The organism is Sphingopyxis sp. (genome assembly GCF_041916015.1).
Taxonomy (GTDB): Bacteria; Pseudomonadota; Alphaproteobacteria; order Sphingomonadales; family Sphingomonadaceae; genus Sphingopyxis.
Genome location: NZ_JAYSAH010000009.1, coordinates 11,950 through 35,620 on the forward strand (window position 1 = coordinate 11,950; position 23,671 = coordinate 35,620).

Consider the following 23,671-nt stretch of genomic DNA (forward strand, 5'->3'; position numbering starts at 1 on the left):
ACCCTATCGGGCGCGGAAACAAGAGGCGATGGCGCGAATCTGGCGGTGCGTCTCGCTTTTCGGGCGGCCCGTTTCGATGATGAAATCGGCGCGCGCGCGCTTCACCCGGTCGGGCACCTGCAGGCGGCGGATCGCCTTCAGCTTGGCGCGGGTCATCCCCGGCCGGCGCATCACCCGCTTCGTCTGCATCCACGCCGGCGCCGATACCACCGCGATCGCACCGACCCTGCGCCAGCCGCCTTTTTCAAAAAGCAGCGGAATATCGAGAATCACGACATCGCGCGCGCGGTGGCGCATCAGGAACTTGCGCTGCGCCTTCGCTACCGCCGGATGAACGATCGCTTCCAGCGCCGCGAGCTCGTGAGTGTTGCCGAGAACGCGGGCACCGAGTTTTTGCCGGTCGACGCCATTCGGTCCGGTGGTGCCGGGAAAGCGTTCCTCGATCGCGGCAACGAGCGCGCCGCCATGCCCTTGCAGCTTGTGCACCTCGGCATCGGCGTCGAACACCGGCACCCCCTCACGCTCGAACATCGCCGCCGCGGTCGATTTCCCCATGCCGATCGATCCGGTAAGCCCGAGGATGAACGGGCGGCGGAGCCGCGCGCCGGGATGGCCGAATCGGCTCATGCGGTCAGCAGCGCGCGCAGTTCCTCGTCGCGGCCTTCGGGGGGCGAGCGGCCGAAGAAGAGTTCGAAGGCGAGCGCCGCCTGGCCGATCAGCATGTCGAGCCCGTCGATCGTGTCGAGCCCGCGCGCCTCCGCGGCTTTCAGCAATCCGGTTTGCAGGGGCGAATAAACAAGGTCATAGACGATCGCATCCTCGGGAAGCGGCGACAGGTCGAGGTCGAGCGGCGGCTGGCCGGTCATGCCGAGGCTGCTCGAATTGACGAGCAGTGCCGCCGGGGGAAGTGCCGCGTCGAGGCCGGCCACCTCACCCTTGAGGCCAAAGGTCGCGAGCAGACCCATCGCCTTGAGCGGCGAGCGGTTGAGGATCGTCACATGCCCCGCACCAGCCCGTGCCAGCGCGAAGAGTACAGCGCGCGCCGCGCCGCCAGCACCGACGACCGCGACCGGAGCACCTTCGAGATCGAGGTCGGCGAGCGGGACATAAAAGCCCGCGGCGTCGGTGTTGGTACCGATCAGCGAACCATCGGGTTGCCGGACCACCGTGTTCATCGCACCGATCGTCCCGCGAATGTCGCCGGGATCATCGACGAGATCCATCACCGCGATCTTGTGCGGGATGGTGACGTTGCAACCGCGCCAGTCGGGGTCGGAGCGGCGCTCGGCGATATAGGCAGAAAGATCGTCGGGTTTCACATGCGCACGGCGATAATCACCCTCGATCCCGAGCGCCTTTAGCCAGAAGCCGTGAATCAGAGGCGATTTGGATTGTGCAATCGGATCGCCGATCACTTCAGCAAACGGGACACTCATGAGGGCGCCAGCCCGGTCGCGCGCAGCCACGCCAGCAACGGCAGCATCGGCATCCCGATGATGGTCCAGGGGTCGCCCTCGACCCGGTCGAATAATTGCACACCCGCTCCCTCGATCTCGTAGCAGCCCACGGTCCAGCGGATGCTGTCCCAGTTCCGCGCCACATAGTCGGCGATGAACCCCTCCGACAAGGGGCGCACCCAGAGCTTCGCCTCGCCGATCGCGCGCCAGACCGGCGCCCCATCCCGTGCGGCGACCGCGGCGCTGAACAGGCGGTGCCGGGTTCCTGCCATGCGGCGAAGATGATCGGCGGCTTCTTCGGGACTTGCCGGCTTCGCCAGCATCGACCCGTCGTCGAGCGCAAGCGTGGAATCGGCGCCGAGCACAGTCACCCCCGGCAGCCGCGACGAGATCTTGACCGCCTTCGCTTCGGCGAGCGCGTCGGCGATGTTGCGCGGGGTCTGGCCCGCAGCAAGCAACGAAGCCGTCAGCGCCTCCTCGTCGACATGCGCAGCGCTCGTCTCGAAATCGAGCCCGGCGGCGCGGAGCATCGCGGCGCGGCCGCTGCTTTGCGAAGCGAGCAGGAGTTGTGTCATGCGTCGGCGCGATCTTCGACCAGCTTGATCACCGCCGCGGCGGTTTCCTCGATCGAACGGCGCGTCACGTCGATCACCGGCCAGCCATTGTCGGCGAACATCCGCCGCGCATAGGCGATCTCGGCCTTCACCCGCTCATCGTCGACATAGGCGGTCTCGGGCGCCTGGTTGAGCGAGAGCAGCCGGTTGCGGCGCACCTGGACGAGCCGGTCGAGCCCCGTCGTCAGCCCGACGACGAGCGGCCGCTTCAAATTGTAGAGCGCTTCCGGGGGCGGCGATTCGGGCACGATCGGGATATTCGCGGTCTTGTAGCCGCGATTTGCGAGATAGATGCTCGTTGGGGTCTTCGAGGTGCGCGACACGCCGGCGAGGACGATGTCGGCCTGCTCCCAATTCTCCCAGCCGATGCCATCGTCGTGCGCGACAGTGAACTGAATCGCCTCGACCCGTGCGAAATAGGCGGCGTCGAGCTGGTGCTGGCGGCCGGGGCGCGCCTTCGCTTCCTGCCCCAGCATTCGCGACAGCGCATCGGTCACCGCGTCGAGCGCCGGAACGACCGGCAGGTTGAGTGCAGCAGCGCGCCGTTCGAGGCTCGCGCGAAGCTCGCCGCTGACCAGCGTGAACAGGATCATGCCCGGGCTCGCCTGCACTTCGGCGATAATCCGGTCGAGATGCGATTCCGAACGGACCATCGGCCAGAAATGGCGCACCACCTCGACATCGTCGAACTGCGCGATCGCCGCCTTGGCGATATTTTCGAGCGTCTCGCCCGTGGAATCGGATATGAGGTGCAGATGGAGCCGGCTCATCGCACCATCCTTTCGCCGCGGCGGAGGAAAAGGCAAGCGGCGCTTTGTCGTCATCGCGCTCTGTGGATAAGTATCGGCATAACCGCCGGGACAAGTTCGGCAGCGAAGATTCCTCCCCGATGCTGCCGATTCCGCTCCATGGCTTGTCCACAAGGGATGAAATTTATCCACAGGCTGTGAATTAGGGGAACAGACACCAGCGACTCCGCGACGTTACCCGTGACGCAGGGAGTCAAGCTGTTGGCAAAAGGGACGCCCGCGCCTAAAGCCCACGCTGTCCGCCGACCAACAATCCACCACAATTATCTTTAAATATATATGAAGAGAGAAAGAGGGGCCGCGTGAAGGCGTCGTCGAAGAACCTGCTGGCAACGCTGCGCGGGGTGCCGCAGGAGCAGCCCGCACTGTGGCTGATGCGCCAGGCTGGACGTTATCTCCCCGAATATCGCGCGCTCCGCGAAACCAAGGGCGGCTTCCTCGAGCTTTGCTACGACAGCGAAGCCGCGGCCGAGGTCACGCTCCAGCCGATCCGCCGGTTCGGCTTCGACGGAGCGATCCTCTTTTCCGACATTCTCGTCGTCCCGCACGCGCTCGGGCAGAATTTGTGGTTCGAGGCGGGCGAGGGGCCGCGGCTCGCGCCGCCGCTGGTCGACAGCGCGCTCGCGGCGCTCGAAGCGATGCCACAGCGGCTCGACCCGGTGTACCGTACCGTCGCGCGCGTCGCCGGCGCGCTGCCGTCCGAAACGACGTTCCTCGGCTTTGCGGGCAGCCCGTGGACCGTGGCGACCTATATGGTGGGGGGGCAGGGGTCGAAGGATCAGGCCGCGGCGCGGCGGATGGCTTTCGGCGATCCGGCTGCGTTCGGTGCAATCATCGACGCGATCGTCGATCTTTCGGTGACCTATCTGTCGGGGCAGATCGAGCAGGGCGTCGAGGCAGTACAGCTTTTCGACAGCTGGGCGGGCAGCCTCAGCCCCGCGCAGTTCGAGCGCTGGGTGATTGCGCCCAATGCCGAAATCGTCCGCCGGCTGAAGGCGCTCCATCCCGACACGCCGATCATCGGTTTTCCGAAGGGGGCGGGCGGCAAGCTCGCATCCTATGCGAACGAGACCGGGGTCGATGCGATCGGGCTCGACGAGACGGTCGATCCCGTCTGGGCCGACAGCGTCCTGCCGTCGCATCTGCCGGTGCAGGGCAATCTCGACCCGCTCGCGCTCGTCGCGGGCGGTAAGGCGCTCGACGCCGCGATCGATCGCATCCTTGCAGCTTTCCCGTCGCGGCCCCATATCTTCAATCTCGGCCATGGAATCGTGCCCGATACGCCGATTGCCCATGTCGAGCATCTGATCCGGCGCGTTCGCGGCTAGTTCGAAATTTGGGCGGGGTTTATGGCAGGTTTTCTGGGGGTAACGATGCTCTGGGTCAAAGCGGCGCACGTCATCTTCGTGATCTTTTTCATGGCCGGCCTGTTCATGATGCCGCGCTTCTTCGTCTATCATCACCAGTGCGCGGTCGGGTCCGACGAGGACAGGAAGTGGATCGAGCGCGAGGATCGGCTGCGCAAGATCATCCTCAATCCCTCGATCATGCTCGTCTGGATTCTGGGGCTGATGCTCGCTTTCAACGGCGATTATTGGCGCGAAGGCTGGTTTCACGCCAAATTGCTGCTCGTCATCCTGCTGTCGGGCTATCACGGCTGGCTGATCGGCTATTTCAAGAAATTGAAGCGCGGCGAACGTCCGCTGACCGAACGGCGGCTGCGATTGCTGAACGAGGTCCCTGGTGTCGCCGCGGCGATCATCGTCATACTGGTGATCGTGCGTCCCTTTTAACCCACCGTCCCGGCGCAGCGCAGATTGACTTGCGCAAAAGCCGGTTCTAGGGGCCGATCGAACCCGCTTTCCGCGGGCGGCGCGCCTTGCGTCGAAGCTATCGATAACGGCCGTCCCCCGGCCGGATAGGCACCTGCCGGTGCGACGAACTTAAAGTCTATTTTTCTCCCGATTTTTCTACCCGGAATCCATCCATGCATCTTAAAGAACTCAAGACCAAAGCCCCCGCCCAACTCGTCGAAATGGCTGAGGAACTGGGCGTCGAGGGCGCCTCGACGCTGCGCAAGCAGGACCTGATGTTCTCGATCCTCAAGGAGCTCGCCGAAGAGGGCGAGGAAATCATCGGATCGGGGACGATCGAGGTCCTCCCGGACTCGTTCGGTTTTCTGCGCTCGTCCGACGCCAATTATCTCGCGGGCCCCGACGACATCTATGTCTCGCCGAACCAGGTTCGCAAATATGGTCTGCGCACCGGCGACACGGTCGAGGGCGAGATTCGCGCCCCGCGCGACGGCGAGCGCTATTTCGCGCTGACCAAGCTGATCAAGGTCAATTTCGACGATCCCGAGGCGGTGCGTCACCGCGTCAACTTCGATAACCTGACGCCGCTCTATCCGAACCAGAAGCTGTCGCTCGATACGGTCGATCCGACGGTGAAGGACAAGTCGGCGCGCGTGATCGACCTCGTCAGCCCGCAGGGCAAGGGCCAGCGCGCGCTGATCGTCGCGCCGCCGCGCACCGGCAAGACGGTGCTGCTGCAGAATATCGCCAAGGCGATCACCGACAACCATCCCGAGGTTTATCTCATCGTCCTCCTGGTCGACGAACGTCCCGAGGAAGTCACCGACATGCAGCGCAGCGTGAAGGGTGAGGTCGTGTCCTCGACCTTCGACGAACCCGCGACGCGCCACGTCCAGGTCGCCGAGATGGTGATCGAAAAGGCCAAGCGCCTCGTCGAGCACAAGAAGGATGTCGTCATCCTGCTCGACTCGATCACCCGCCTCGGCCGCGCCTACAACACCGTCGTGCCGTCATCGGGCAAGGTGCTGACCGGCGGTGTCGATGCCAATGCTCTGCAGCGGCCAAAGCGTTTCTTCGGCGCCGCGCGCAACATCGAGGAGGGCGGTTCGCTCTCGATCATCGCGACCGCGCTGATCGATACCGGCAGCCGCATGGACGAGGTCATCTTCGAAGAATTCAAGGGCACGGGTAACAGCGAAATCGTCCTCGACCGCAAGGTTGCCGACAAGCGCATCTTCCCGAGCCTCGACGTCGGCAAGTCGGGCACCCGCAAGGAAGAATTGCTCGTCGAGAAGGACAAGCTCAGCAAGATGTGGGTGCTGCGCCGCATCCTCATGCAGATGGGCACCGTCGATGCGATGGAGTTCCTGCTCGACAAGATCAAGGACAGCAAGACGAACGAAGATTTCTTCGATTCGATGAACCAGTAGTCCGCGCGCGTGGCTGTGGTCGAACTTGCCTTGCTGCCGGTTCGACCGGGCCATGAAGCGGCGTTCGAATTGGCGGTCGCCGAGGCGCGGCCGCTCATCACCGCGTCCCCGGGTTTCCTCGGCCTCGAAATCCGCCCGCCGCTCGAAGCAGGCGGGCCCTATCTGCTGATCGCGCATTGGCGCTCGGTCGCGGACCATCGCGAGGGGTTCCGGCGTTCGGACCGGTACGAGCGGTGGCGTGCGCTGCTCCATCCCTTCTATGACCCTGTGCCTGCGGTCAGCTATTTCGGAGAGCCGCTGTAATGGATTTTTCGGCGATGGACTTTTCGGCGATCTTTACCGGCCCCGGGCTTATCCTGCTCGGGCAGATCATCCTCGGCGACCTCACCATGGCGGGCGACAATGTTCTGATCATGGGCACGATCGCCGGTCGCCTTCCCGAGCGCGATCGCAAGCGGGTGTTGATGCTCGGCGTCGGCATGGCGCTGATTTTCCTGATCAGTTTCGCGCTGGTCGCGACGCAACTTCTGAAGATCACCGGCCTCGTCTTCGCAGGCGGGCTGCTGTTGCTGTGGGTCGCGTACAATATGTATCGCGAGATCCGGCCGGCCAAGCCCGAGGAAGCCATCGACGATCCCGCGACCCCCGAAGTCGAGGGCCCGCCGGCGCGCACGACCTTCTTCAAGGCCGCGGTTGCGATCATGATCGCCGACCTGTCGATGAGCATCGACAATGTCCTGCTCGTCGCATCGATCGCGCGCGAAAATCCGGCCTTGCTGTTCGTCGGCATGACCTTCACGGTGATGGTCATGGGGCTGGCGGCGAACTATGTCGCGAAGCTCTTGCAGCGCTATCACTGGATCGCCTGGGTCGGGTTGGTCGTGATCCTCTATGTGGCGCTGAAAATGATTTATGACGGCTGGGTCGATCCCGAGATCGGTCTTGGCCATTTGTTCGGATGGGTGCGTTGACATGATGCTGGAGATATTGGCGTCCGCCGCGAGTGCGGCCCCGGCGGGAATCTGGGACGCGATCGTCCATGATTTTTCGAACATCACCGAACCCGCGGCTTTCACCGCCTTTCTTCAGGTCTTGCTGATCGACCTCGTTCTCGCCGGCGACAATGCGATCGTCGTCGGCGCGCTCGCGGCGGGTCTGCCGGCCGATCAGCGCCGGAAGGTGATCCTGATCGGCGTCGGCGCCGCGCTGGTGCTGCGCATCGGCTTCGCGCTTGTCGTTCAGCAACTGCTTGGTATCGTCGGGCTCGTCCTCGCGGGCGGCATCCTGCTGCTCTGGGTGGCGTGGCGCATGTGGCGCGATATCCGCAGCGGCCATGGCGAATCGGCCGGATCGCCCGAGATCGAGGGCGACGAGGATTCGGGCCTGAAACCCGCCAAGAGCTTTGCGTCGGCAGCGTGGGGCGTCGCGATCGCCGACGTATCGATGAGCCTCGACAATGTCCTCGCGGTCGCCGGCGCGGCGCGCGAGCATCCGGGCATCCTCATCGTCGGTCTGGTCTTCGCGGTCGCAATGATGGGTGTGGCGGCGAATGTGATCGCCAAATATATCGAGCGCTATCGCTGGATCGCGTGGGTCGGCCTGCTCGTCATCCTCTATGTTGCGTTGAAGATGATCTGGGACGGCTGGCACGATGTCCATCCGCATTTCATGAGCCTGATCGGCGGTTGATCGAGCCGGGAGCGGCTTGAAAGGCGGGGGCTCGCGCCCATCTAGGACGTCATGTCCCAGCTTCACATGACCCGCGTTGCCGTCGGCTGCCCCGACTATCCGTCGCTCGCCGACCGGATCGCGTCGCGGGCCGAAGGGGGCGAGATCCGCTTCGCCACGCGGTTCAAGCCGAAGCGTGCGGACGAACTCGTCGGCGGAAGGCTACATTTCATCGTTCGTCACACGCTCGTCGGCCGGGTCGAAATATTGCGCTTCGAGGATCGCGACGACGGGCGGATCGACATCGTCTGCGCGGGACTGCTCGAACGCGTCCACCCGCAACCGAAGCGCGCGCATCAGGGCTGGCGCTATCTGACCGACACTGACGCCCCGAAGGGCGTCGACAATGGCGACGGGATCGGCGACCTGCCGCCCGAGCTCTACCGCGAGCTTGCCGAACTGAGTCTGATCTAAAGCGCCGCGCGAAAGCTGTTTGCGCGCGCCATTGCCCAGTAGCGCGCGCCCGAGACCGACTCGGGGTCTTCCAGAAGCACGCCGCGGTCATAGAATTTATAGATGCGGTCGATCGAATCCGACCGCGCCGAATTGACCCGTTCGCTCAGGTGATGTGGCTGGATTTGCCACGGGCTGTCGAGCCCCATCGCGCAGCTGATGTCCCACAGCGCCGACACCGTCGCGGCCTGAAAGCGGCGGACGCGTTCGGCCTTGTCGGCGACGACGAGGCCGCGCTGGCGGCCGGGGTCCTGCGTCGCGATGCCGGTCGGGCATTTGTCGGTATGGCATTTGAGCGACTGGACGCAGCCGAGCGTGAACATGAAGGCGCGCGCGGCGTTCGACCAGTCGGCGCCGAGCGCGCAGTTGGTCGCGAGCCCCGCCCCCGAATGCACCTTGCCCGACGCGGCGAGCTTTATCTCTTCCTTGAGCCCGCAGCCGACGAGCGCGTTGCGCACGAAGATCAGCCCCTCGCGGAGCGGCATGCCGAGGCTGTTCGAAAATTCGACCGGCGCCGCGCCGGTGCCGCCCTCGGCGCCGTCGACGACGATATAGTCGAGCCGGACCCCGGTCTCGATCATCGCCTTCATGACGGCATAAATCTCGTGCGGCTGGCCGACGCAGAGCTTGATCCCGACGGGTTTGCCGCCCGCCAGGTCGCGCAGTTTCGCGGCCCATTCGACCATCTCGATCGGCGTTGAAAAGGCCGAGTGGGCGGCAGGGGAGATGCAATCCCGCCCTTCGGGGACGCCGCGCGTCGCGGCGATCTCGGCGCTGACCTTGGCGCCGGGCAGCACGCCGCCGTGGCCCGGTTTCGCGCCCTGGCTGAGCTTGATCTCGACCATTTTGACCTGATCGTCCTGCGCGCGATCGCGAAAGCGTTCGGGGTCGAAGCGGCCGGTTTCGTCGCGGCAGCCGAAATAGCCGCTACCGAGCTCCCACACGATGTCACCGCCGTGCATGGCATGATAGGGGCTGAAGCCGCCTTCGCCGGTGTCCTGATAGAAATTGCCGAGCTTCGCGCCGAGGTTGAGCGCCTCGATCGCGTTGGCGCCGAGCGAACCGAAGCTCATCGCCGAGACATTGAGCAGCGCGGCGTCATAGGGCCGCGAGCATTGCGGGCTGCCGACCTTTACCCGTTGGGTACGGTCATGCGCGTGCTTCGGCGCGATGCTATGGCTCATCCATTCATATTCGTCCGAATAGACATCGAGCTCGGTGCCGAAGGGATGCGAATCGAGATCGCCCTTGGCGCGGGCATAAACGAGGTCACGCTCGTTGCGGGAGAAGGGCCGGCCCTCGAGCGGGCTTTCGACGACATAGGAATAAAGGAAAGGCCGCAGCGCCTCGAACAGCCAGCGGATGCGTGCGATCAGCGGATAGTTGCGGCGCAGGCTGTGCTTGCGCTGGAGCGCATCGTAAAGCGCAAGCAGCAGCAGCGGCACCCAGATAAGCAAGGTCCAGCGCGCCGGTCCCCACCAGACAGAAAGTGCCGCGAGCAGGGCAAGAATGGGGAAGGCGATCCAGCGGCGCATTGCGGACCGGGATCAGTTCGCCTGCGCCGCGAGCATCGCCGCCATCTTCTCCCACACTTTGTTGATCGCTTTGAGTGGGCGAACCATCACCTTGAAATCACTTATCTTTCCTTCATCATTCCAGCGAATGATATCGACGCCGTTGATCTGGATGCCGTCGAGTTCGGTCGCGAACTCCAGCATCGCCTGATCGCCGTCGACGATCTCGCGCAGATAGCGGAAATCGTCGCCGCCGAGGGCATGGCTCGCGGCGTGGAGATAGGCGAAGACCTTGTCGCGCCCCTCCTGCGGGGTGTGGACGACGGGCGAATGGAAGACTGCGTCGTCGGCGAGCAGATCGCGCAGCGCCTGTGGGTCGCCGCCGCCCGCCATATAGGCATGCCAAGCGACGACTCCGTCGCGCGCCTTCATGCGAGTTTCTCGGCAAAGAAGGCGCGGGTGCGGCCATCGGCGAGCTCTGCGCCCTCTTTGTTGCGGCGGTTGCCTGAGGTTGCGGCGAAACCATGGTCGAGCCCCGGATAGTCGTGGAGCGTCACCTTCGGATTGGGGTCGAGCGCCTCGTGGATCTTCGCCTGCGCCGCGGCATCGACGAAATGATCCTCGGTCGGAATGTGGAGCATCAGGGGGTTCGAGATCGCGTGGCTTTCGTTCAGCATCTGATCGATCATCACGCCATAATAGCCGACCGAGGCGTCGATGTCGGTGCGCGCGGCGGCCATATAGGCGAGGCGGCCGCCGAGGCAAAAGCCGACGCAGCCGACCTTGCCGGCGCCTTCGCCGCGCGCCCAGCGGATCGCCGCTTCGATATCCTTCACACCCGTGTCGGCATCATATTGGCCGAAATAGCCGAACGCCTCGTTCATTTCGGCCTCGACATCGGGATTGAGCTCGACGCCGGGAGCGAAGCGCCAGAAGATATCGGGGGCGATCGCGAGATAGCCTTCGGCAGCCCAATCGTCGCATTTCTTGCGGATGCCCGCGTTCACCCCGAAGATTTCGGGGATGACGATGATCGCGCGCGACGAATCGGCGTCGGGGCGCGCGACATAGGCGGGAATATCGCCTTCGCCGTTCAGCGCGGCGATGGTCGTGTTCGTCGGTGCAGACATTGGGGGAGCTCCTGTCTCTTGCTTCTTGGCTGTGAAAGCGCGAAGCTAGCCGCCGTCAGGGCGCGGCTCAAGCGCCGAAAAGGGGAAGGGCGGACGATGAAGTTCAATATCGAGATCGATTGTACCCCCGAAGAAGCACGACGGCTGTTCGGGCTCCCCGACCTCGAGCCGCTGCACGACATCTATCTGTCGCGCGTCAAGGAATTGATGGCGAAAGGCATCACCCCCGACATGGTGCAGGCGATGGTCAAGAGTTGGGTGCCGATGGGCGAAAGCGGGCTTGGCCTCGTCCAGTCGCTCCTGGGGCAGTTCGGCGGCGGATTGATGGGCGGCACGGCGAAATCGGCGGGAAAGAGCGCCGATGCGGGCGATGACGACAAGGCCGCCAAGGGGCGCAAGAGCTGAACCAAGCCCCTATCCAACTCTTTGTAAGCGACACGATTTTCGCGCTGTCGAGCGGGATGCCGCCGGCGGCGATCGCTGTCGTGCGGGTGAGCGGACCGGCGGCGGGCACGGCGCTTGAAACCTTGGCCGGGCGGTTGCCGGCGCCGCGCCACGCTTCGTTAGCCGCGCTAAAGGATAGCAAGGGAGCGCTGCTCGACCGCGCATTGATCTTCTGGTTTCCGGGTCCGGCAACCGCGACGGGAGAGGACCTTGCCGAACTGCATCTGCACGGCGGCCGCGCGGTGGTGGCGGCGGTCGAACATGCGCTTGCTGCGATGCCCGGCCTGCGCCGCGCCCAGCCGGGCGAGTTCACGCGGCGCGCCTTTCTGGGTGGCCGGATCGATCTCGCCGAGGCCGAAGGGCTTGCCGACCTGCTCGCGGCCGAGACCGAAAGCCAGCGCGTGCAGGCGCTCGGGATGGCGAGCGGGCATGTCTCGCGCGCGGTGGCGGGCTGGCAGGAGCGGCTGATCGGGCTGATGGCGGGGGCAGAAGCCGAGCTCAACTTCGCCGATGAGGATGATGTCGAGGTCTATGAAGGGGCGGGGGCACGCCTGATGGACGGGATGAAGGCGCTCGCGGCGGAGCTGGGCGAATGGCTGGCGCGGCCCGCGGCGGAGGTGATCGCCGAAGGACTGTCGGTGGTGATCGCCGGGCCGCCGAATGCAGGAAAATCGACCCTGATCAATGCTTTGGCCCGGCGCGAGCTGGCGATCGTATCGTCGGTCGCGGGAACGACGCGCGACATAATCGAAACATCGCTTGCGCTCGACGGGATTGCGATGCGCTTTTCGGACACGGCCGGGATTCGCGGCGAGGGTGGCGATGCGATCGAAGCGATCGGGATCGATCGCGCGAGGGCGGCGGTCGAGGCGGCTGACATATTGCTCTGGCTCGGACCGGTAAAGGAGGCGCCCAACCATCCGCGTGCGATCCTGATCGCGGCACAGGCCGACCGCTGGCGGGGCGACGCCGGGGCGGAAGCCGAGGCGGCGCATTGCGACCTCGTCCTGTCGGCGGCGACGGGTGGGGGGATGGACAAGCTTCACGCCATGATCGTGGAAATGGCGCGAACCTTGCTGCCGCGCGAGGGCGAACCTGCGCTGCGCCAGCGCCAGCGTGCGGCGCTTACCGAAGCCAAACAATGGCTTGCGATCGAGCCGGGCACACGCGAGGCGGACGATCTGATCCTGATTGCCGAGCGGCTCCGGCTTGCGGCAACCGCGCTCGACCGCATCACCGGGCGTGCGGGAGTCGAGGATATGCTCGACGCCTTGTTCGGGCGCTTCTGCATCGGCAAATGATGTTCCACGTGAAACATTCTATCGGTCGCAGCCCGGTGGATTTGCCGGGTGCATTGCGCTAAGGGCGCCGCAATCATGCAGAATAGCGCAACATTCGATGTCATCGTTATTGGCGGCGGGCACGCCGGCACCGAGGCCGCCGCCGCCGCCGCGCGGCTTGGTGCGCGCGTGGCGCTTGTCAGCTTCGACCCCGCGCTGATCGGCACAATGTCGTGCAACCCGGCGATCGGAGGGCTCGGTAAAGGGCATTTGATGCGAGAGGTCGATGCGCTCGACGGCTGGATGGCGCGCGCCGCGGACCGCGCGGCGATCCATTACCGGATGCTCAATGCGTCGAAGGGTGCGGCAGTGCAGGGACCGCGCGTCCAGGCCGATCGTACACTGTATCGCCATGCGATTCAGGAGCTGCTTGCGGGTGAAGAGAATATCACGGTTGTTTCCGGCGAAGCAGCGGCGCTCAAGCTGTCGGCCGATGGCGCCCGCATCGAAGGAATTGCGCTCGGCGATGGCACCGTCCTTTTTTCCGGTGCTGTCGTGCTTGCGACGGGCACCTTCCTCGGCGGTCGTTTGTTCCGCGGCGAGGAGCGGATGGAAGGCGGACGCATCGGCGAGGCCGGCGCGCACCGGCTTGCCGAGCAGCTACGCGCTGCGAAGTTGCCGATGGCGCGCCTCAAGACGGGAACGCCGCCGCGGCTCGACGCGCGGACGATCGACTGGGCGCGGCTCGAAGAACAGCCCTCGGACGGCGGCGACTGGACCTGTTCCACGTGGAACAGCAAGCGGACGGTGCCGCAGATTTTCTGCGCGATCACACGCACCAACGCCGAGAGTCATGCAATCATCGCGGCGAATCTTGATCGCTCGCCCTTGTTCACGGGTGCGATCGGTGCGGCGGGTCCGCGCTATTGCCCGTCGATCGAGGACAAGATTCATCGATTCGCCGATCGCGACGGGCACCAGGTGTTCCTCGAGCCCGAAGGGCTCGATTCGCACCTCGTCTACCCGAACGGAATTTCGACCTCGCTGCCCGCCGATGTTCAGCTTGCGATGCTGCGCACGATGGAGGGGCTCGAACGCGTCGAGATGACGGTTCCCGGCTATGCGGTCGAATATGATCATATCGATCCGCGCGTGCTGGACCGCGCCCTGCAGGTTCGCGCGATCGGCGGGCTCTATTGCGCGGGGCAGATCAACGGCACGACCGGCTACGAGGAAGCGGCGGCCCAGGGACTCGTCGCGGGGGCCAATGCGGCGCTCGCAGCGCAGGGGCGCGAGCCTTTGATTCTCGATCGGTCCGAATCCTATATCGGGGTGATGGTCGACGATCTGGTGCTGCAGGGGGTGACCGAACCCTATCGGATGCTCACCGCGCGCGCCGAATATCGGCTGCGGCTGCGCGCCGACAATGCCGCGACGCGGTTGACGCCAAAAGGGATTGCGCTGGGCCTCGTGCGGCCGGCGACCGCCGCGCTGTTCGCTGCGCGGCAGGCCGGGCGGGTGAGGGCCGGGGCGATACTCGACGTGCCGGTCGTGTCCGCGGACTATGCCGCCATCGGGTTGGCGATCCCGGGCGACGGCGTCGTTCGCAAACGGGTCGAGCTGCTGCGGTTTCCCGAGGTCACGATGGCGACGCTCAAGCAGTTCGCGCCCGAACTCGAGGCGATCGACGACGATATCCTGACCGAACTCGCCGAGGACGCGCATTACGCGCCCTATGTTGCACGGCAGGAGGCCGAGCTTCGGTCGCTCGCGGCGAACGAGGCGATCCTGCTCGACCCGGCGCTCGACTATCGCGCAATCGGCGGGTTGTCGCGCGAGATGGTCGAGCGGTTGACCAGGGCGCGACCCGAAACACTGGGGCAGGCGGGACGGATCGATGGAGTGACCCCGGCGGCGCTGACTGCGATCATGGTGCATAGCCGGCGGCGCGCAGCGTGACCCTTTTGCTCGATAGCGAAGAGGGCGCGCGCGCCTGGATCGGCGAGGCCTTCGCTCCCACGGCGCGGCAGTGGCAACAGCTCGATCGCTTTGGGGCGATGCTGGTTGCCGAGAATGCGCGGCAGAATCTGATCTCGGCCTCGACGATCCCGACCTTGTGGGTGCGGCACATCGCCGACAGCGCGCAGCTTTTGTCGTTCGATCGCGACAATGAAGGGCTCTGGATCGATCTCGGCAGTGGGCCGGGCCTGCCGGGGCTTGTTGTTGCAATCTTGTGTGATCGACCGATGTTGCTCGTCGAATCGCGCAAGCGGCGGTGCGATTTCCTGCGGGCGGTCGTTGCCGAATTCGATCTGCGGCATGTCGAGGTTGCTGAAGCGCCGCTTGAGCGGATCGAGACACGCCCGGCGTCGACCATAAGCGCCCGAGCCTTCGCGCCGCTCGACAAGCTGATCGGCTTATCCACCCGTTTTTCCAACGAATCGACGCGGTGGCTGCTGCCAAAGGGCCGAAACGCGGTTAAGGAACTGGCATTGCTGCCCGAGGCATGGCAGAGAATGTTTCACGTGGAACAGAGCCGCACCGACGCGGAAAGCTGGATTTTGGTTGGTGTCGGGCAGATCGGCGCAAAACAGCGAGGAAAGTGATGATCCGTATCGCGGTGGCGAACCAGAAGGGCGGGGTCGGCAAGACGACGACCGCGATCAATCTGGCAACCGCGCTCGCGGCGACCGGCTGGCGTACGCTGATCATCGATCTCGATCCGCAGGGCAACGCTTCGACCGGGCTCGGGATTTCGCAGGCGCAGCGCGAATATTCGAGCTACGATCTACTCCGCGGAGAGGCGCCGCTTGCCGATTGCGCGGTGCATACCGCTGTCCCGAGACTCGACATCGTCCCCGCTACCGTCGACCTGTCGGGCGCTGAAATCGAGCTGATCGAGTTCGCCGACCGCTTGCACCGGCTGCAGCAAGCACTGTCGAGCGCCGAGGCAGGGCAATGGGACATCTGCTTGATCGACTGCCCGCCGTCGCTTGGGATGCTGACGCTCAACGCGCTGATCGCGGCCGAATCGCTGCTCGTGCCGCTGCAATGCGAATTTTTCGCGCTCGAAGGGCTCAGCCAGCTTCTGACCACGGTCGAGCGCGTGCGCGGGCGCTTCAATCCGCAGCTCTTCATTCTCGGCGTCGCGCTCACCATGTTCGATCGCCGCAACCGGCTGACCGATCAGGTATCCGACGACGTGCGCGAAGTGCTCGGCCCGGTGGTTTTCGAGACGGTGATCCCGCGCAATGTTCGTCTGTCGGAGGCGCCGAGCCACGGGTTGCCGGCGCTGATCTATGACCATCGCTGTGCGGGATCGGCGGCCTATATCGCGCTCGCCCGCGAGCTGATCGATCGCCTTCCCAATATCCGTAAGGCCGCATAAGTGTCTGATAATGAAAAAGAAAATGGTAGTTCGATGCCGCGCAAGCGGCCCTCCGGGCTTGGGCGCGGGCTGAACGCGCTGTTCGGCGACGCGGCGGTCGAGGCGCCGGTGCTCGCGACTCCGGGAGCGGCGACAAAAGCGGCACCGGTGTCGGGCGACGCGGTCCAGCATGTTTCGGTTGGCGCGATTCGCCCGCTGCCGAACCAGCCGCGGCGCCATTTCGACGAGGCGGCGATCGCCGAACTCGCCGATTCGATCGGCGCGCGCGGGCTGCTTCAGCCGATCATCATCCGCGCCTCGCCTGACGGACAGGGCTATCAGCTTGTCGCGGGCGAACGGCGCTGGCGCGCGGCGCAGCGCGCAGGGCTGCACCAGATTCCGGCGCTCGTGCGCGACCTCGACGATGCCGCGACCTATGAGATCGCGCTGGTCGAGAATATCCAGCGCCAGGACCTGAACGCGATCGAAGAGGCGGGTGCTTATCGGCGCCTGATCGACGATTTCGGCCATAGCCAGGAGGCGCTCGCCAAGCTCGTCGGAAAATCCCGCAGCCATGTTGCAAATCTGATGCGGCTGCTCGACCTGCCGCAGAGCGTGCAGGATCTGGTCGGCGACGGTGCGCTGTCGATGGGACATGCACGCGCACTGGTCGGCATCGACGGCGCCGAGGAAATCGCGCGCCGGGTCGTGAAGGACGGCCTGTCGGTCCGCGCGGTCGAGGCGCTGGTGCGCGAAGGCAAGGGCGGGGGCCGCAAAGCGCCGCTTGAATATAAGGGTCTCGACGGCGGGCGCGATCCCGATATCGTCGCGGTCGAGCGCCATCTGTCCGAGCTGCTCGGCATTGGAGTCGCGATCCAATATGCCGGCGGTGGCAAGGGAGCGCTGACGCTGAAATTCGCGTCGCTCGACCAGCTCGACATGATTTGCCAGCGGCTGAGCGGCGAGGGAATCTAGGCGCTCCTTTCTTCGCCGGTCCAAGGCATCCGCGATTCGCCCGGATTTTTTCCTGCCGCTCGCTTAATTTGTCCCGCACCGGGCCGTTAAGGACGGCAAGGCGATCCCCACGATCCGCCAAACTGTGGCCCAAGGCCTTGTTTTCGCTCGCTTGCACCTCGCAACGCGGGCCAATCTTATATGACTTGTTAACCATGCTTGTTGGGCAAAGCCTGAACGGGTCGCCCGCTAAGGGGGTTGGCGAATGGGGTGGGATTTCCATTCGAGTTTCGACTTGTACGTTTCGACTTGTTCAAGGGACCAAATCATATGCGCACCACTGGAATGAAGCGCGTCCTCGCCGGCGCCGCGATTGCTGCTCTTGCGATGAACGCCTCGGCGGCACACGCCGCCTCGGCCACCGCGACCGCGAAGGCGAAGATTCTCGCGCCGCTCACGATCGCCAACAACAGCGACCTCGATTTCGCGACGATCGTCAGCGGCACCGCCGCTTCGACCGTCACGGTCACGCCTGCCGGCGGCTCGACGTGCGGCAGCGGTCTGACCTGCATCGGCACGGTTTCGGCCGCCGGCTTCACGCTCGGCGGCACGAGCGGCGCGGCGGTCGGCATCAGCGGCCCCGCGACGGTCACGCTGACCTCGGGCAGCAACAATATGACCGCTTCGCTCGCATATTCGGCGACCAGCGTGACGCTCGGCGCCACCGGCGGCACCTTCTCGGTCGGCGGCACGCTGAACGTCGGCGCCAACCAGGCAGCGGGCAATTATTCGGGGACGTTCAACGTCACCGCCAATTATCAGTAATCGCTAACCGGTTACGGGTGGGGGGCGGCGGGCTTGGCTCGCCGGCCAGACAAAAGGGCTTCGGAGCGCCAGCCTCCGGAGCCCTTTTTCGTTGGGTTCGCCAGCCCGACTTCGGCCGATGGTTAGCAAAATATCAACCATGATGGCGCAACAGGGAGGTGACCAACCAAAGGGGCGGCCGCCGCCGTCCCGGAACGATTGTGGGGATCGTATCTATGTTGCGCTTTTGGAAGGGCTTTTGCCTGTTCTCGGCGGCCGCGCTCGGCGCCGCCGCTTCGCCGGCCTATGCGGCAGGCGACCTGCTCGTCGCACCGACGCGCGTGATCCTCGACGGATCGCGCGGCACCGAAGTGGTGCTCAACAATATCGGCGATGCGCCGGCGACCTACCGCATCAGCCTCGAGGTCAAGCGGATGACCCCCGAAGGCGGGCTCGACGAGATCGACGAGGCCAATGCGTCGCCTGCCGAGCGCGCCGCGCTCGACATGATCGCCTTCAGCCCGCGGCGCGTGACCTTGCCGCCGAACCAGCCGCAGGTGATCCGCGTCGGTGTCCGCATTCCCGAAGGCCTCGCGCCCGGCGAATATCGCGCGCACATGCTGTTCCGCGCGGTGCCCGATGCGGCGCCTGCGGTGGCCGCCGACCCTGCGAAGCCCGCGCCGACCGGCGTGTCGATCGCGCTGACGCCGATCTATGGCATCACTATCCCGATCATCGTCCGTGTCGGCGACCTTGGCGCCACCGCGAAGATCGGCAACGCCTGGGTCGGCGAGACGAAGGACGGCCCCGCGTTCGAGTTCGACCTGACGCGTAGCGGCGACCGCTCGGTTTATGGCGATATCGAGGTCACGCGGCCGGGAATCGCCGAGCCGCTGCTGCTCGCACGCGGTGTCGCCGTCTATCCCGAGGTCGGGGCCCGCAAGGTATCGCTCCGCATTCCGCCCGACCTTGCGGCGAAGCTGAAAGGGCCGGTGCAGATCCGCTATAGCGAGGATCGCGAGCTCGGCGGCGGCACGATCGACCAGGCCGACCGGGTGGTGAAATAGGCCAGGGGAAGGCGCCGAAACGATGGGCGGACGGATGCTCCGCGCCGCGCTCCGCCGATGGTTTCCGGTGCTTGCTGCCGGACTGGCGCTGATCGGGTTTGTCCCGGCCGGCGCTGGCGCCGTTGAAGAGAAGCCGGTTGCTGCGGCCGCGGACAATTGGAAGCCGAGTGAGGACGACCGCTGGCTGTTCGATCTGCGCTCGGGTCCATATCGCCTCGGTGACGGGGTGCGCGGCTATCAGACGCCGCAGGGAATCTGCGTCGATCTGTCGGACATGGTGCTGGCGCTCGACCTGCCGGTGCGCGTCGACCGGAAGTTGCGCCGCGCAACCGGCTGGGTGTTCGACGAGCGGCGCAGCCTGCTGATCGACCGCGAGGCGGGCGAGGTGCGGGTGGGGAGTCAGAGCTACAAGCTCGGCGCCACGACGATCCGTGACACGCCCGCGGGCTGGTGCGTCGATCTGGACAGCCTGAACCAATGGCTCGGCGTGCCGGTTGCCGCCGACCTGTCGAATGCGGTTCTGCGTGTCGATACCAAGGAAAAACTGCCTTTCCAGCTCGCCGCCGAGCGGCGCGCACGCGCGGCGGGGCTGCGTCCGCAGGCATCGTTCGATCTCGCGAGCCTGCCGCACGCCGCGCGCCCCTATCAGATGTGGGCGACGCCATCGGTCGATGTCGTCGCCTCGGCGGGTGTGGTGTCGGACGAGAAGGGCGGCTCCTACGCACAGGCGCGCTACGAGATTTTCGCGGCGGGCGAGGCGCTGGGGCAGAGTTTCGACGCGCGACTGTCGTCCGACGACAAGGGCGTGCCCGACAGCCTCCGGATGCGCCTCTATCGCACCGATCCCGAAGGGCGGCTGCTCGGTCCGTTGCGCGCGACGCATTATGCGGTCGGCGATGTCAGCCTGCTGTCGACGGGACTCGTCGCGCAATCCGTTCCCGGGCGCGGCGCGGTCGTCACCAACCGCCCGGTCGAGCGGCCCGACAGCTTCGACAAGACGAGCTTTCGCGGCGACCTGCCCGCGGGCTGGGATGCGGAGCTCTATCGCAACGGACAATTGCTCGCTTTCACCGCCCCGAATGGCGATGGCCGCTACGAATTTCTCGACGTGCCGCTGCAATATGGGGCGAACCGCTTTGAGATTGTGATGTACGGGCCGCAAGGCCAGATCAGGCGCGAAATCAGGCAATTGCAGGTCGGGATCGACTCGATTCCGCCGCAGCAGACCTGGTATTGGGCCGGGATCGCGCAGGAAGACACCGATCTGATCGGGTTCGGGAAGCGCGGCGGTGCGTTCCGGCGCGGCTGGCGCGGGACCGCAGGGATCGAGCGCGGGCTCGACACCCGGACATCGATCGCCGCCTATTTTCACAGCCTGATGATCGAGAATGTCCGCCGCAACTATGGTGAAGTGGCGCTCCGGCGCTCGATCGGGCCGTCGCTGCTCGAGGTCGCGGGCGGCTACGCGGACAATCGGGCCGGGGCGCTGCGCGCAAGCTGGCTCGCGGCGTTCGGCGGCACCAATATCCGCGCCGATGCGATGCGCGGCTGGGGCGGGTTCGTCTCGGACCGCTTCGTCGGCGGGGTCGAGGGGCTTTATTCGCTCGCGATCGATCAGTCGGTCAAGCTCGGGCGGACGGTGGTGCCGCTGCATTTCGATCTTGCCGAGGTCGATCGCGCGTCGGGGGTATCGAACCTCCAGGCGTCGGGCCGCGCCTCGCTGAGCTTTCGTGCGCTGAGTGTCACCGGCCAGCTCGACTGGAGCCGGACGAAGATCCCGGTCGGGCCCGACCCGCCCGACAATCTGACCGCGACGTTGCTCGCCAATGCCCGAATCGGGCGCGTCCGCCTCCGCGGCGAGGCGCGCTTCAACCTGTCGGGGCAGGACGCCGACACGCGCGTTGCGATGATCGGTGAATGGTCGGGGAAGGGCGATGCCGAATGGCGCGCCGAGCTCGGCTATGACAAGGGGCTGGCGCGGGGGCGCGCTGGCCTGGGTTATACAAGGCGTTTCAACAAGTTGCAGCTATCCGGCTTTGGCGAGGTAGCGACCGATGGGTCGGTCGCGGCGTCCTTGTCGCTCGCCTTCAGCTTCGGGCCGAAGCCGGGCAAAAGCGAGGGAGAGGGAGGCGGCTGGCGCCTGTCGAGCGAGAAGCTCGGCGGCCGGGGGCAGGTGATCGCCGACGTCTTCATGGACGACAATGGCGACGGTATCCGCCAGCCCGGCGAAGCGGCGCTGAAGGGGGTCCCGCTGACTGCGGGCAACGCGCTCGTCGAGGCATCGACCGACGGCACGGGACGCGGGACGATCGACGGGCTCGAGCCCTTCCGTCCGGTGATGATCGGGATCGACGCGGGCAGCCTGCCCGATCCCTATGTCCAGCCCGCGCTGCCTGGGGTCGTCGTCACGCCGCGCCCGGGGGTCGCGACGCGCGTTGCGCTGCCGATGACGGCGGCAGGCGAGATCGAAGGCGCGATGATCCGCGATGGCGGCAATCCCGTCGAGGGAGTCGCGCTCGAACTCGTCGATGCCGAAGGGCGGGTGCGCGCGACCGCGCTGACCGAATTCGACGGCTATTTTCTTTTCGAGAGCGTGGCTTACGGTCGCTATACGGTGCGATTGACGAAAGCTTCGGCGACCGCGCTGCGACTCGATCCCGGCTTTGTGATCGGAGCGATGCCGGGCAAGGCATCGCCGCGCGTGCGGCTCGGCACCTTGGCGTTGAAGCGCGTGGAGGCTGGCCTCACCGGTGCCGTAGCGACCGGCGACGGCACCAGCGCGCGCGGACCGCCGGCGGAAGGGGAAACCGGCGGCCCGTCGTAGTGGCGGGTCTAGCAGCGGCCGCCGCGGTCGATTTCGCGGCCGATCAGCGCGCCCGCGGCGCCGCCGATGATCGTTCCCGGGGCGCGATCGCCGTAGCGATCGACCTCGCGGCCGAGGAGCGCGCCCGCTGCGCCGCCGACGATCAGCCCGGTCGTCCCGCTGCCGCGACGGCAGTAATAGCGGTCACGATCGCGATAATGGCTGCGCCGATAGTCGCGGCGGTAATCGCGCCGATAGTCGCGATAGCGATCATGGTCGCGGTCACGATAGCTGTAGTGGCGATGATGGCGGTCGCGCGCGTCGGCCTCGGCGGGCAGGGCGGCGATGGTGCTCGCGCCGATCAGCGCGGTGAGCGCCAGTTTCTTCATCCAGATCATGGTTTGCGTTCCAATAGTTTCGGTCCCGGTGCCCATAGTAGGATAGAAAGCTGGCGCCCCGCTGAACCCGCCGTTCAGCTTGGCCGCCGGCACCTCGGCTCGGCGACGGCGCAAGGCGTTTCGTCGCGTCAGGCGGGCAATCGCGCGCCGGCGCCCTGCGCGCCGGACGCTTCATCGAGCGATTGGCCGCGCAGGATCGCGGGGCGCGTCGTGCAGCGTTCGATATAGGCGTCGATCGCCGCGCTTTCGGGAAAGGCGTGGCGGCCAAAGGACAATGCGCTGGCGACGAGGAAATCAGCGGCAGAATAGGCATCGCCGAGCAGATAGGGGCTCTTGGCGAGCGCAGCCTCGATCCGGTGGATCGCCGCATCATAGGCGCGGCGCTTGAGCGGCGAGGCATCGAGTTCACCGGCGAAGGCCGCGAACATGGCGGGCTCGAATTCGGCCGCATACCAGGCGAGCCAGGTCAGATAGGCGCCACGGCGCGGATCGCCGGGCTGCGGGGCGAGGCCACGCTCGGCGAAGGCGTCGCCCAGATAGAGAACGATCGCGACGGATTCGGCGAGCAACTGGCCATCATGCTCGATCGCGGGCACCCGCTTGTCCGGGTGCGGGTTGGCGGCATCTCCCTTTCCTTCGCCGGTCATCGGGCGAAAGATCGACACCGGACGGATGGTATAGGGAACGCCGAGTTCCTCAAGCAGGCCGATGATGCGCGTCGAGCGGCTTTGAGGTGCGTGATAGAGGGTGATCATCGATAGTCTCCTTTTCGGCAAAGCCCGGACGGGCTTGCGGCCCGCGGCGGCATCTTTGTAGAAGGAGCCTGCTGACAGCATGATGTCAGCAGGAATCGCGAGGCAGGACATGCGGCGGGCCGACAGGCTGTTCCAGATCATCCAGCTGCTGCGCCGTTCGTCGCGGCCGGTCACCGCGCGTGAAATGGCGGAAGAGCTCGAAGTCTCGGTTCGCACCGTCTATCGCGACGTTGCCGACCTGATCGGCCAGCGCGTGCCGGTTCAGGGCGAGGCGGGCTTCGGCTATGTGCTCGGCGCCGGATATGACATGCCGCCGCTGATGCTGACCGCCGACGAGATCGAGGCGGCGGTGCTCGGCGCGCAATGGGTCGCGGGGCGCGGCGATCCCGTGCTCGCCAACGCCGCGCGCGACCTGATCGCAAAGATCGCCGCTGCGATTCCCGACGAGTTGCGGTCGATCCTGACCGAGCCGACGACGGGTACCGGGCGCCCCGGCGCGCAAGTCAGCGATGGCATCGACATCGCCCGCACCCGGCAGTGGATCCGCGAGGGGCGCAAGATCCGGCTCGATTATCGCGATGAAAGCGGCGCCCCGAGCGAACGGGTGATCTGGCCGGTCGTCATCGGCTATTTCAACGACCGCCGGACGCTGGCGGCCTGGTGCGAGCTGCGTTCCGATTTTCGGCATTTCCGCGCCGACCGCGTCGCCGCCGCGGTCTTTCTCGACGATCGCCATGGCGAACGGCCCGCGGCGCTGCGTCAGCGCTGGATGCGCACGATCCGCAAAAGCCGCGGCAGCGCCTGATTCCTCCGGCGAATTAACCAGTTCTTAGCCATGTTTGGGCACAGC

The 23,671-nt window shown here is 65.8% G+C and carries 26 protein-coding genes; 17 read left to right on the top strand and 9 right to left on the bottom strand.

Going from position 1 to position 23,671, the window contains the following annotated elements; translation table 11 throughout:
* Positions 1-3: 3 nt before the first annotated feature.
* Genes coaE through ACE3SL_RS01105 form a run of 4 tightly spaced genes read right to left on the bottom strand, consistent with a single transcriptional unit; the run spans position 4 to position 2,841 of the window.
* On the bottom strand, positions 4-627 hold the full coding sequence (gene coaE, locus ACE3SL_RS01090) for a dephospho-CoA kinase (protein ID WP_374523914.1): 624 nt from the start codon (positions 625-627) through the stop codon (positions 4-6).
* The gene (aroE, locus tag ACE3SL_RS01095; protein WP_374523915.1) at positions 624-1,436 is read right to left on the bottom strand and encodes a shikimate dehydrogenase; all 813 of its coding nucleotides are present in this window, start codon (positions 1,434-1,436) and stop codon (positions 624-626) included. Before aroE ends, coaE begins: the two co-directional genes overlap by 4 nt.
* A complete protein-coding gene (locus ACE3SL_RS01100) occupies positions 1,433-2,032 on the bottom strand; it encodes a Maf family protein (protein ID WP_374523916.1) in 600 nt (199 codons plus the stop codon). Before ACE3SL_RS01100 ends, aroE begins: the two co-directional genes overlap by 4 nt.
* The gene (locus tag ACE3SL_RS01105) at positions 2,029-2,841 is read right to left on the bottom strand and encodes a pyruvate, water dikinase regulatory protein (RefSeq protein ID WP_374523917.1); all 813 of its coding nucleotides are present in this window, start codon (positions 2,839-2,841) and stop codon (positions 2,029-2,031) included. The genes ACE3SL_RS01100 and ACE3SL_RS01105 overlap by 4 nt, the downstream gene beginning before the upstream one ends.
* A gap of 341 nt (positions 2,842-3,182) precedes the next feature.
* Between ACE3SL_RS01105 and hemE the strand changes: the two genes are divergently transcribed.
* From hemE to ACE3SL_RS01140, 7 genes are all read left to right on the top strand, one after another.
* Positions 3,183-4,208 (top strand): uroporphyrinogen decarboxylase, encoded by a 1,026-nt coding sequence (gene hemE, locus ACE3SL_RS01110; protein ID WP_374523918.1) that lies wholly within the window; start codon positions 3,183-3,185, stop codon positions 4,206-4,208.
* A gap of 21 nt (positions 4,209-4,229) precedes the next feature.
* Entirely contained in the window at positions 4,230-4,673 is a 444-nt protein-coding gene (locus ACE3SL_RS01115) for a CopD family protein (protein WP_374523919.1), read from the top strand.
* A 194-nt stretch (positions 4,674-4,867) separates the two neighbouring features.
* On the top strand, positions 4,868-6,124 hold the full coding sequence (gene rho / locus ACE3SL_RS01120; protein ID WP_136176184.1) for a transcription termination factor Rho: 1,257 nt from the start codon (positions 4,868-4,870) through the stop codon (positions 6,122-6,124).
* Positions 6,125-6,133: 9 nt separating this feature from the next.
* Positions 6,134-6,427: an antibiotic biosynthesis monooxygenase gene (locus ACE3SL_RS01125; protein ID WP_374523920.1), complete on the top strand. Its 294-nt coding sequence runs from the start codon at positions 6,134-6,136 to the stop codon at positions 6,425-6,427.
* A complete protein-coding gene (locus ACE3SL_RS01130; RefSeq protein ID WP_374523921.1) occupies positions 6,427-7,095 on the top strand; it encodes a YjbE family putative metal transport protein in 669 nt (222 codons plus the stop codon). The genes ACE3SL_RS01125 and ACE3SL_RS01130 overlap by 1 nt, the downstream gene beginning before the upstream one ends.
* A gap of 4 nt (positions 7,096-7,099) precedes the next feature.
* Complete coding sequence (locus ACE3SL_RS01135; RefSeq protein WP_374523974.1) at positions 7,100-7,813, top strand: TerC family protein; 714 nt, start codon at positions 7,100-7,102, stop codon at positions 7,811-7,813.
* 51 nt (positions 7,814-7,864) lie between these two features.
* The gene (locus tag ACE3SL_RS01140) at positions 7,865-8,266 is read left to right on the top strand and encodes a DUF1489 family protein (RefSeq protein WP_374523922.1); all 402 of its coding nucleotides are present in this window, start codon (positions 7,865-7,867) and stop codon (positions 8,264-8,266) included.
* Here the strand turns inward: ACE3SL_RS01140 and ACE3SL_RS01145 are convergent.
* The 3 genes from ACE3SL_RS01145 to ACE3SL_RS01155 are packed head-to-tail and all read right to left on the bottom strand — an operon-like array spanning position 8,263 to position 10,949.
* Positions 8,263-9,840, bottom strand: a complete 1,578-nt coding sequence (locus ACE3SL_RS01145; protein ID WP_374523923.1) for an FMN-binding glutamate synthase family protein — start codon at positions 9,838-9,840, stop codon at positions 8,263-8,265. The genes ACE3SL_RS01140 and ACE3SL_RS01145 overlap by 4 nt on opposite strands.
* Before the next feature lie 12 nt (positions 9,841-9,852).
* Positions 9,853-10,251, bottom strand: coding sequence for a nuclear transport factor 2 family protein (locus ACE3SL_RS01150; protein WP_374523924.1), 399 nt, complete (start codon positions 10,249-10,251; stop codon positions 9,853-9,855).
* Positions 10,248-10,949, bottom strand: a complete 702-nt coding sequence (locus ACE3SL_RS01155; protein WP_374523925.1) for a dienelactone hydrolase family protein — start codon at positions 10,947-10,949, stop codon at positions 10,248-10,250. Before ACE3SL_RS01155 ends, ACE3SL_RS01150 begins: the two co-directional genes overlap by 4 nt.
* Before the next feature lie 96 nt (positions 10,950-11,045).
* Between ACE3SL_RS01155 and ACE3SL_RS01160 the strand changes: the two genes are divergently transcribed.
* The 9 genes from ACE3SL_RS01160 to ACE3SL_RS01200 all read left to right on the top strand — a co-directional run bounded on the left by ACE3SL_RS01160 (position 11,046) and on the right by ACE3SL_RS01200 (position 21,689).
* Positions 11,046-11,354: a DUF6489 family protein gene (locus tag ACE3SL_RS01160; protein ID WP_374523926.1), complete on the top strand. Its 309-nt coding sequence runs from the start codon at positions 11,046-11,048 to the stop codon at positions 11,352-11,354.
* A 35-nt stretch (positions 11,355-11,389) separates the two neighbouring features.
* Positions 11,390-12,694, top strand: a complete 1,305-nt coding sequence (mnmE, locus tag ACE3SL_RS01165; protein ID WP_374523975.1) for a tRNA uridine-5-carboxymethylaminomethyl(34) synthesis GTPase MnmE — start codon at positions 11,390-11,392, stop codon at positions 12,692-12,694.
* Between the two features lie 75 nt (positions 12,695-12,769).
* Positions 12,770-14,632, top strand: coding sequence for a tRNA uridine-5-carboxymethylaminomethyl(34) synthesis enzyme MnmG (mnmG, locus tag ACE3SL_RS01170; RefSeq protein WP_374523927.1), 1,863 nt, complete (start codon positions 12,770-12,772; stop codon positions 14,630-14,632).
* Positions 14,629-15,279, top strand: coding sequence for a 16S rRNA (guanine(527)-N(7))-methyltransferase RsmG (rsmG, locus tag ACE3SL_RS01175; protein WP_374523928.1), 651 nt, complete (start codon positions 14,629-14,631; stop codon positions 15,277-15,279). The genes mnmG and rsmG overlap by 4 nt, the downstream gene beginning before the upstream one ends.
* Complete coding sequence (locus ACE3SL_RS01180; protein ID WP_374523929.1) at positions 15,279-16,061, top strand: ParA family protein; 783 nt, start codon at positions 15,279-15,281, stop codon at positions 16,059-16,061. Before rsmG ends, ACE3SL_RS01180 begins: the two co-directional genes overlap by 1 nt.
* A gap of 33 nt (positions 16,062-16,094) precedes the next feature.
* A complete protein-coding gene (locus tag ACE3SL_RS01185; protein ID WP_374523930.1) occupies positions 16,095-17,015 on the top strand; it encodes a ParB/RepB/Spo0J family partition protein in 921 nt (306 codons plus the stop codon).
* Between the two features lie 309 nt (positions 17,016-17,324).
* Entirely contained in the window at positions 17,325-17,819 is a 495-nt protein-coding gene (locus tag ACE3SL_RS01190; protein ID WP_374523931.1) for a DUF4402 domain-containing protein, read from the top strand.
* Between the two features lie 215 nt (positions 17,820-18,034).
* Entirely contained in the window at positions 18,035-18,865 is an 831-nt protein-coding gene (locus tag ACE3SL_RS01195) for a molecular chaperone (RefSeq protein WP_374523932.1), read from the top strand.
* Between the two features lie 22 nt (positions 18,866-18,887).
* Entirely contained in the window at positions 18,888-21,689 is a 2,802-nt protein-coding gene (locus ACE3SL_RS01200; protein ID WP_374523933.1) for a collagen binding domain-containing protein, read from the top strand.
* An 8-nt stretch (positions 21,690-21,697) separates the two neighbouring features.
* Here ACE3SL_RS01200 and ACE3SL_RS01205 read toward each other — a convergent pair whose 3' ends face one another.
* Both ACE3SL_RS01205 and ACE3SL_RS01210 read right to left on the bottom strand, forming a co-directional pair.
* The gene (locus ACE3SL_RS01205; protein WP_374523934.1) at positions 21,698-22,066 is read right to left on the bottom strand and encodes a glycine zipper 2TM domain-containing protein; all 369 of its coding nucleotides are present in this window, start codon (positions 22,064-22,066) and stop codon (positions 21,698-21,700) included.
* A 128-nt stretch (positions 22,067-22,194) separates the two neighbouring features.
* Entirely contained in the window at positions 22,195-22,821 is a 627-nt protein-coding gene (locus ACE3SL_RS01210) for a glutathione S-transferase family protein (protein WP_374523935.1), read from the bottom strand.
* A 79-nt stretch (positions 22,822-22,900) separates the two neighbouring features.
* Here ACE3SL_RS01210 and ACE3SL_RS01215 point away from each other — a divergent pair, with 79 nt between their 5' ends.
* On the top strand, positions 22,901-23,626 hold the full coding sequence (locus ACE3SL_RS01215) for a helix-turn-helix transcriptional regulator (RefSeq protein ID WP_374523936.1): 726 nt from the start codon (positions 22,901-22,903) through the stop codon (positions 23,624-23,626).
* Positions 23,627-23,671 lie beyond the last annotated feature (45 nt).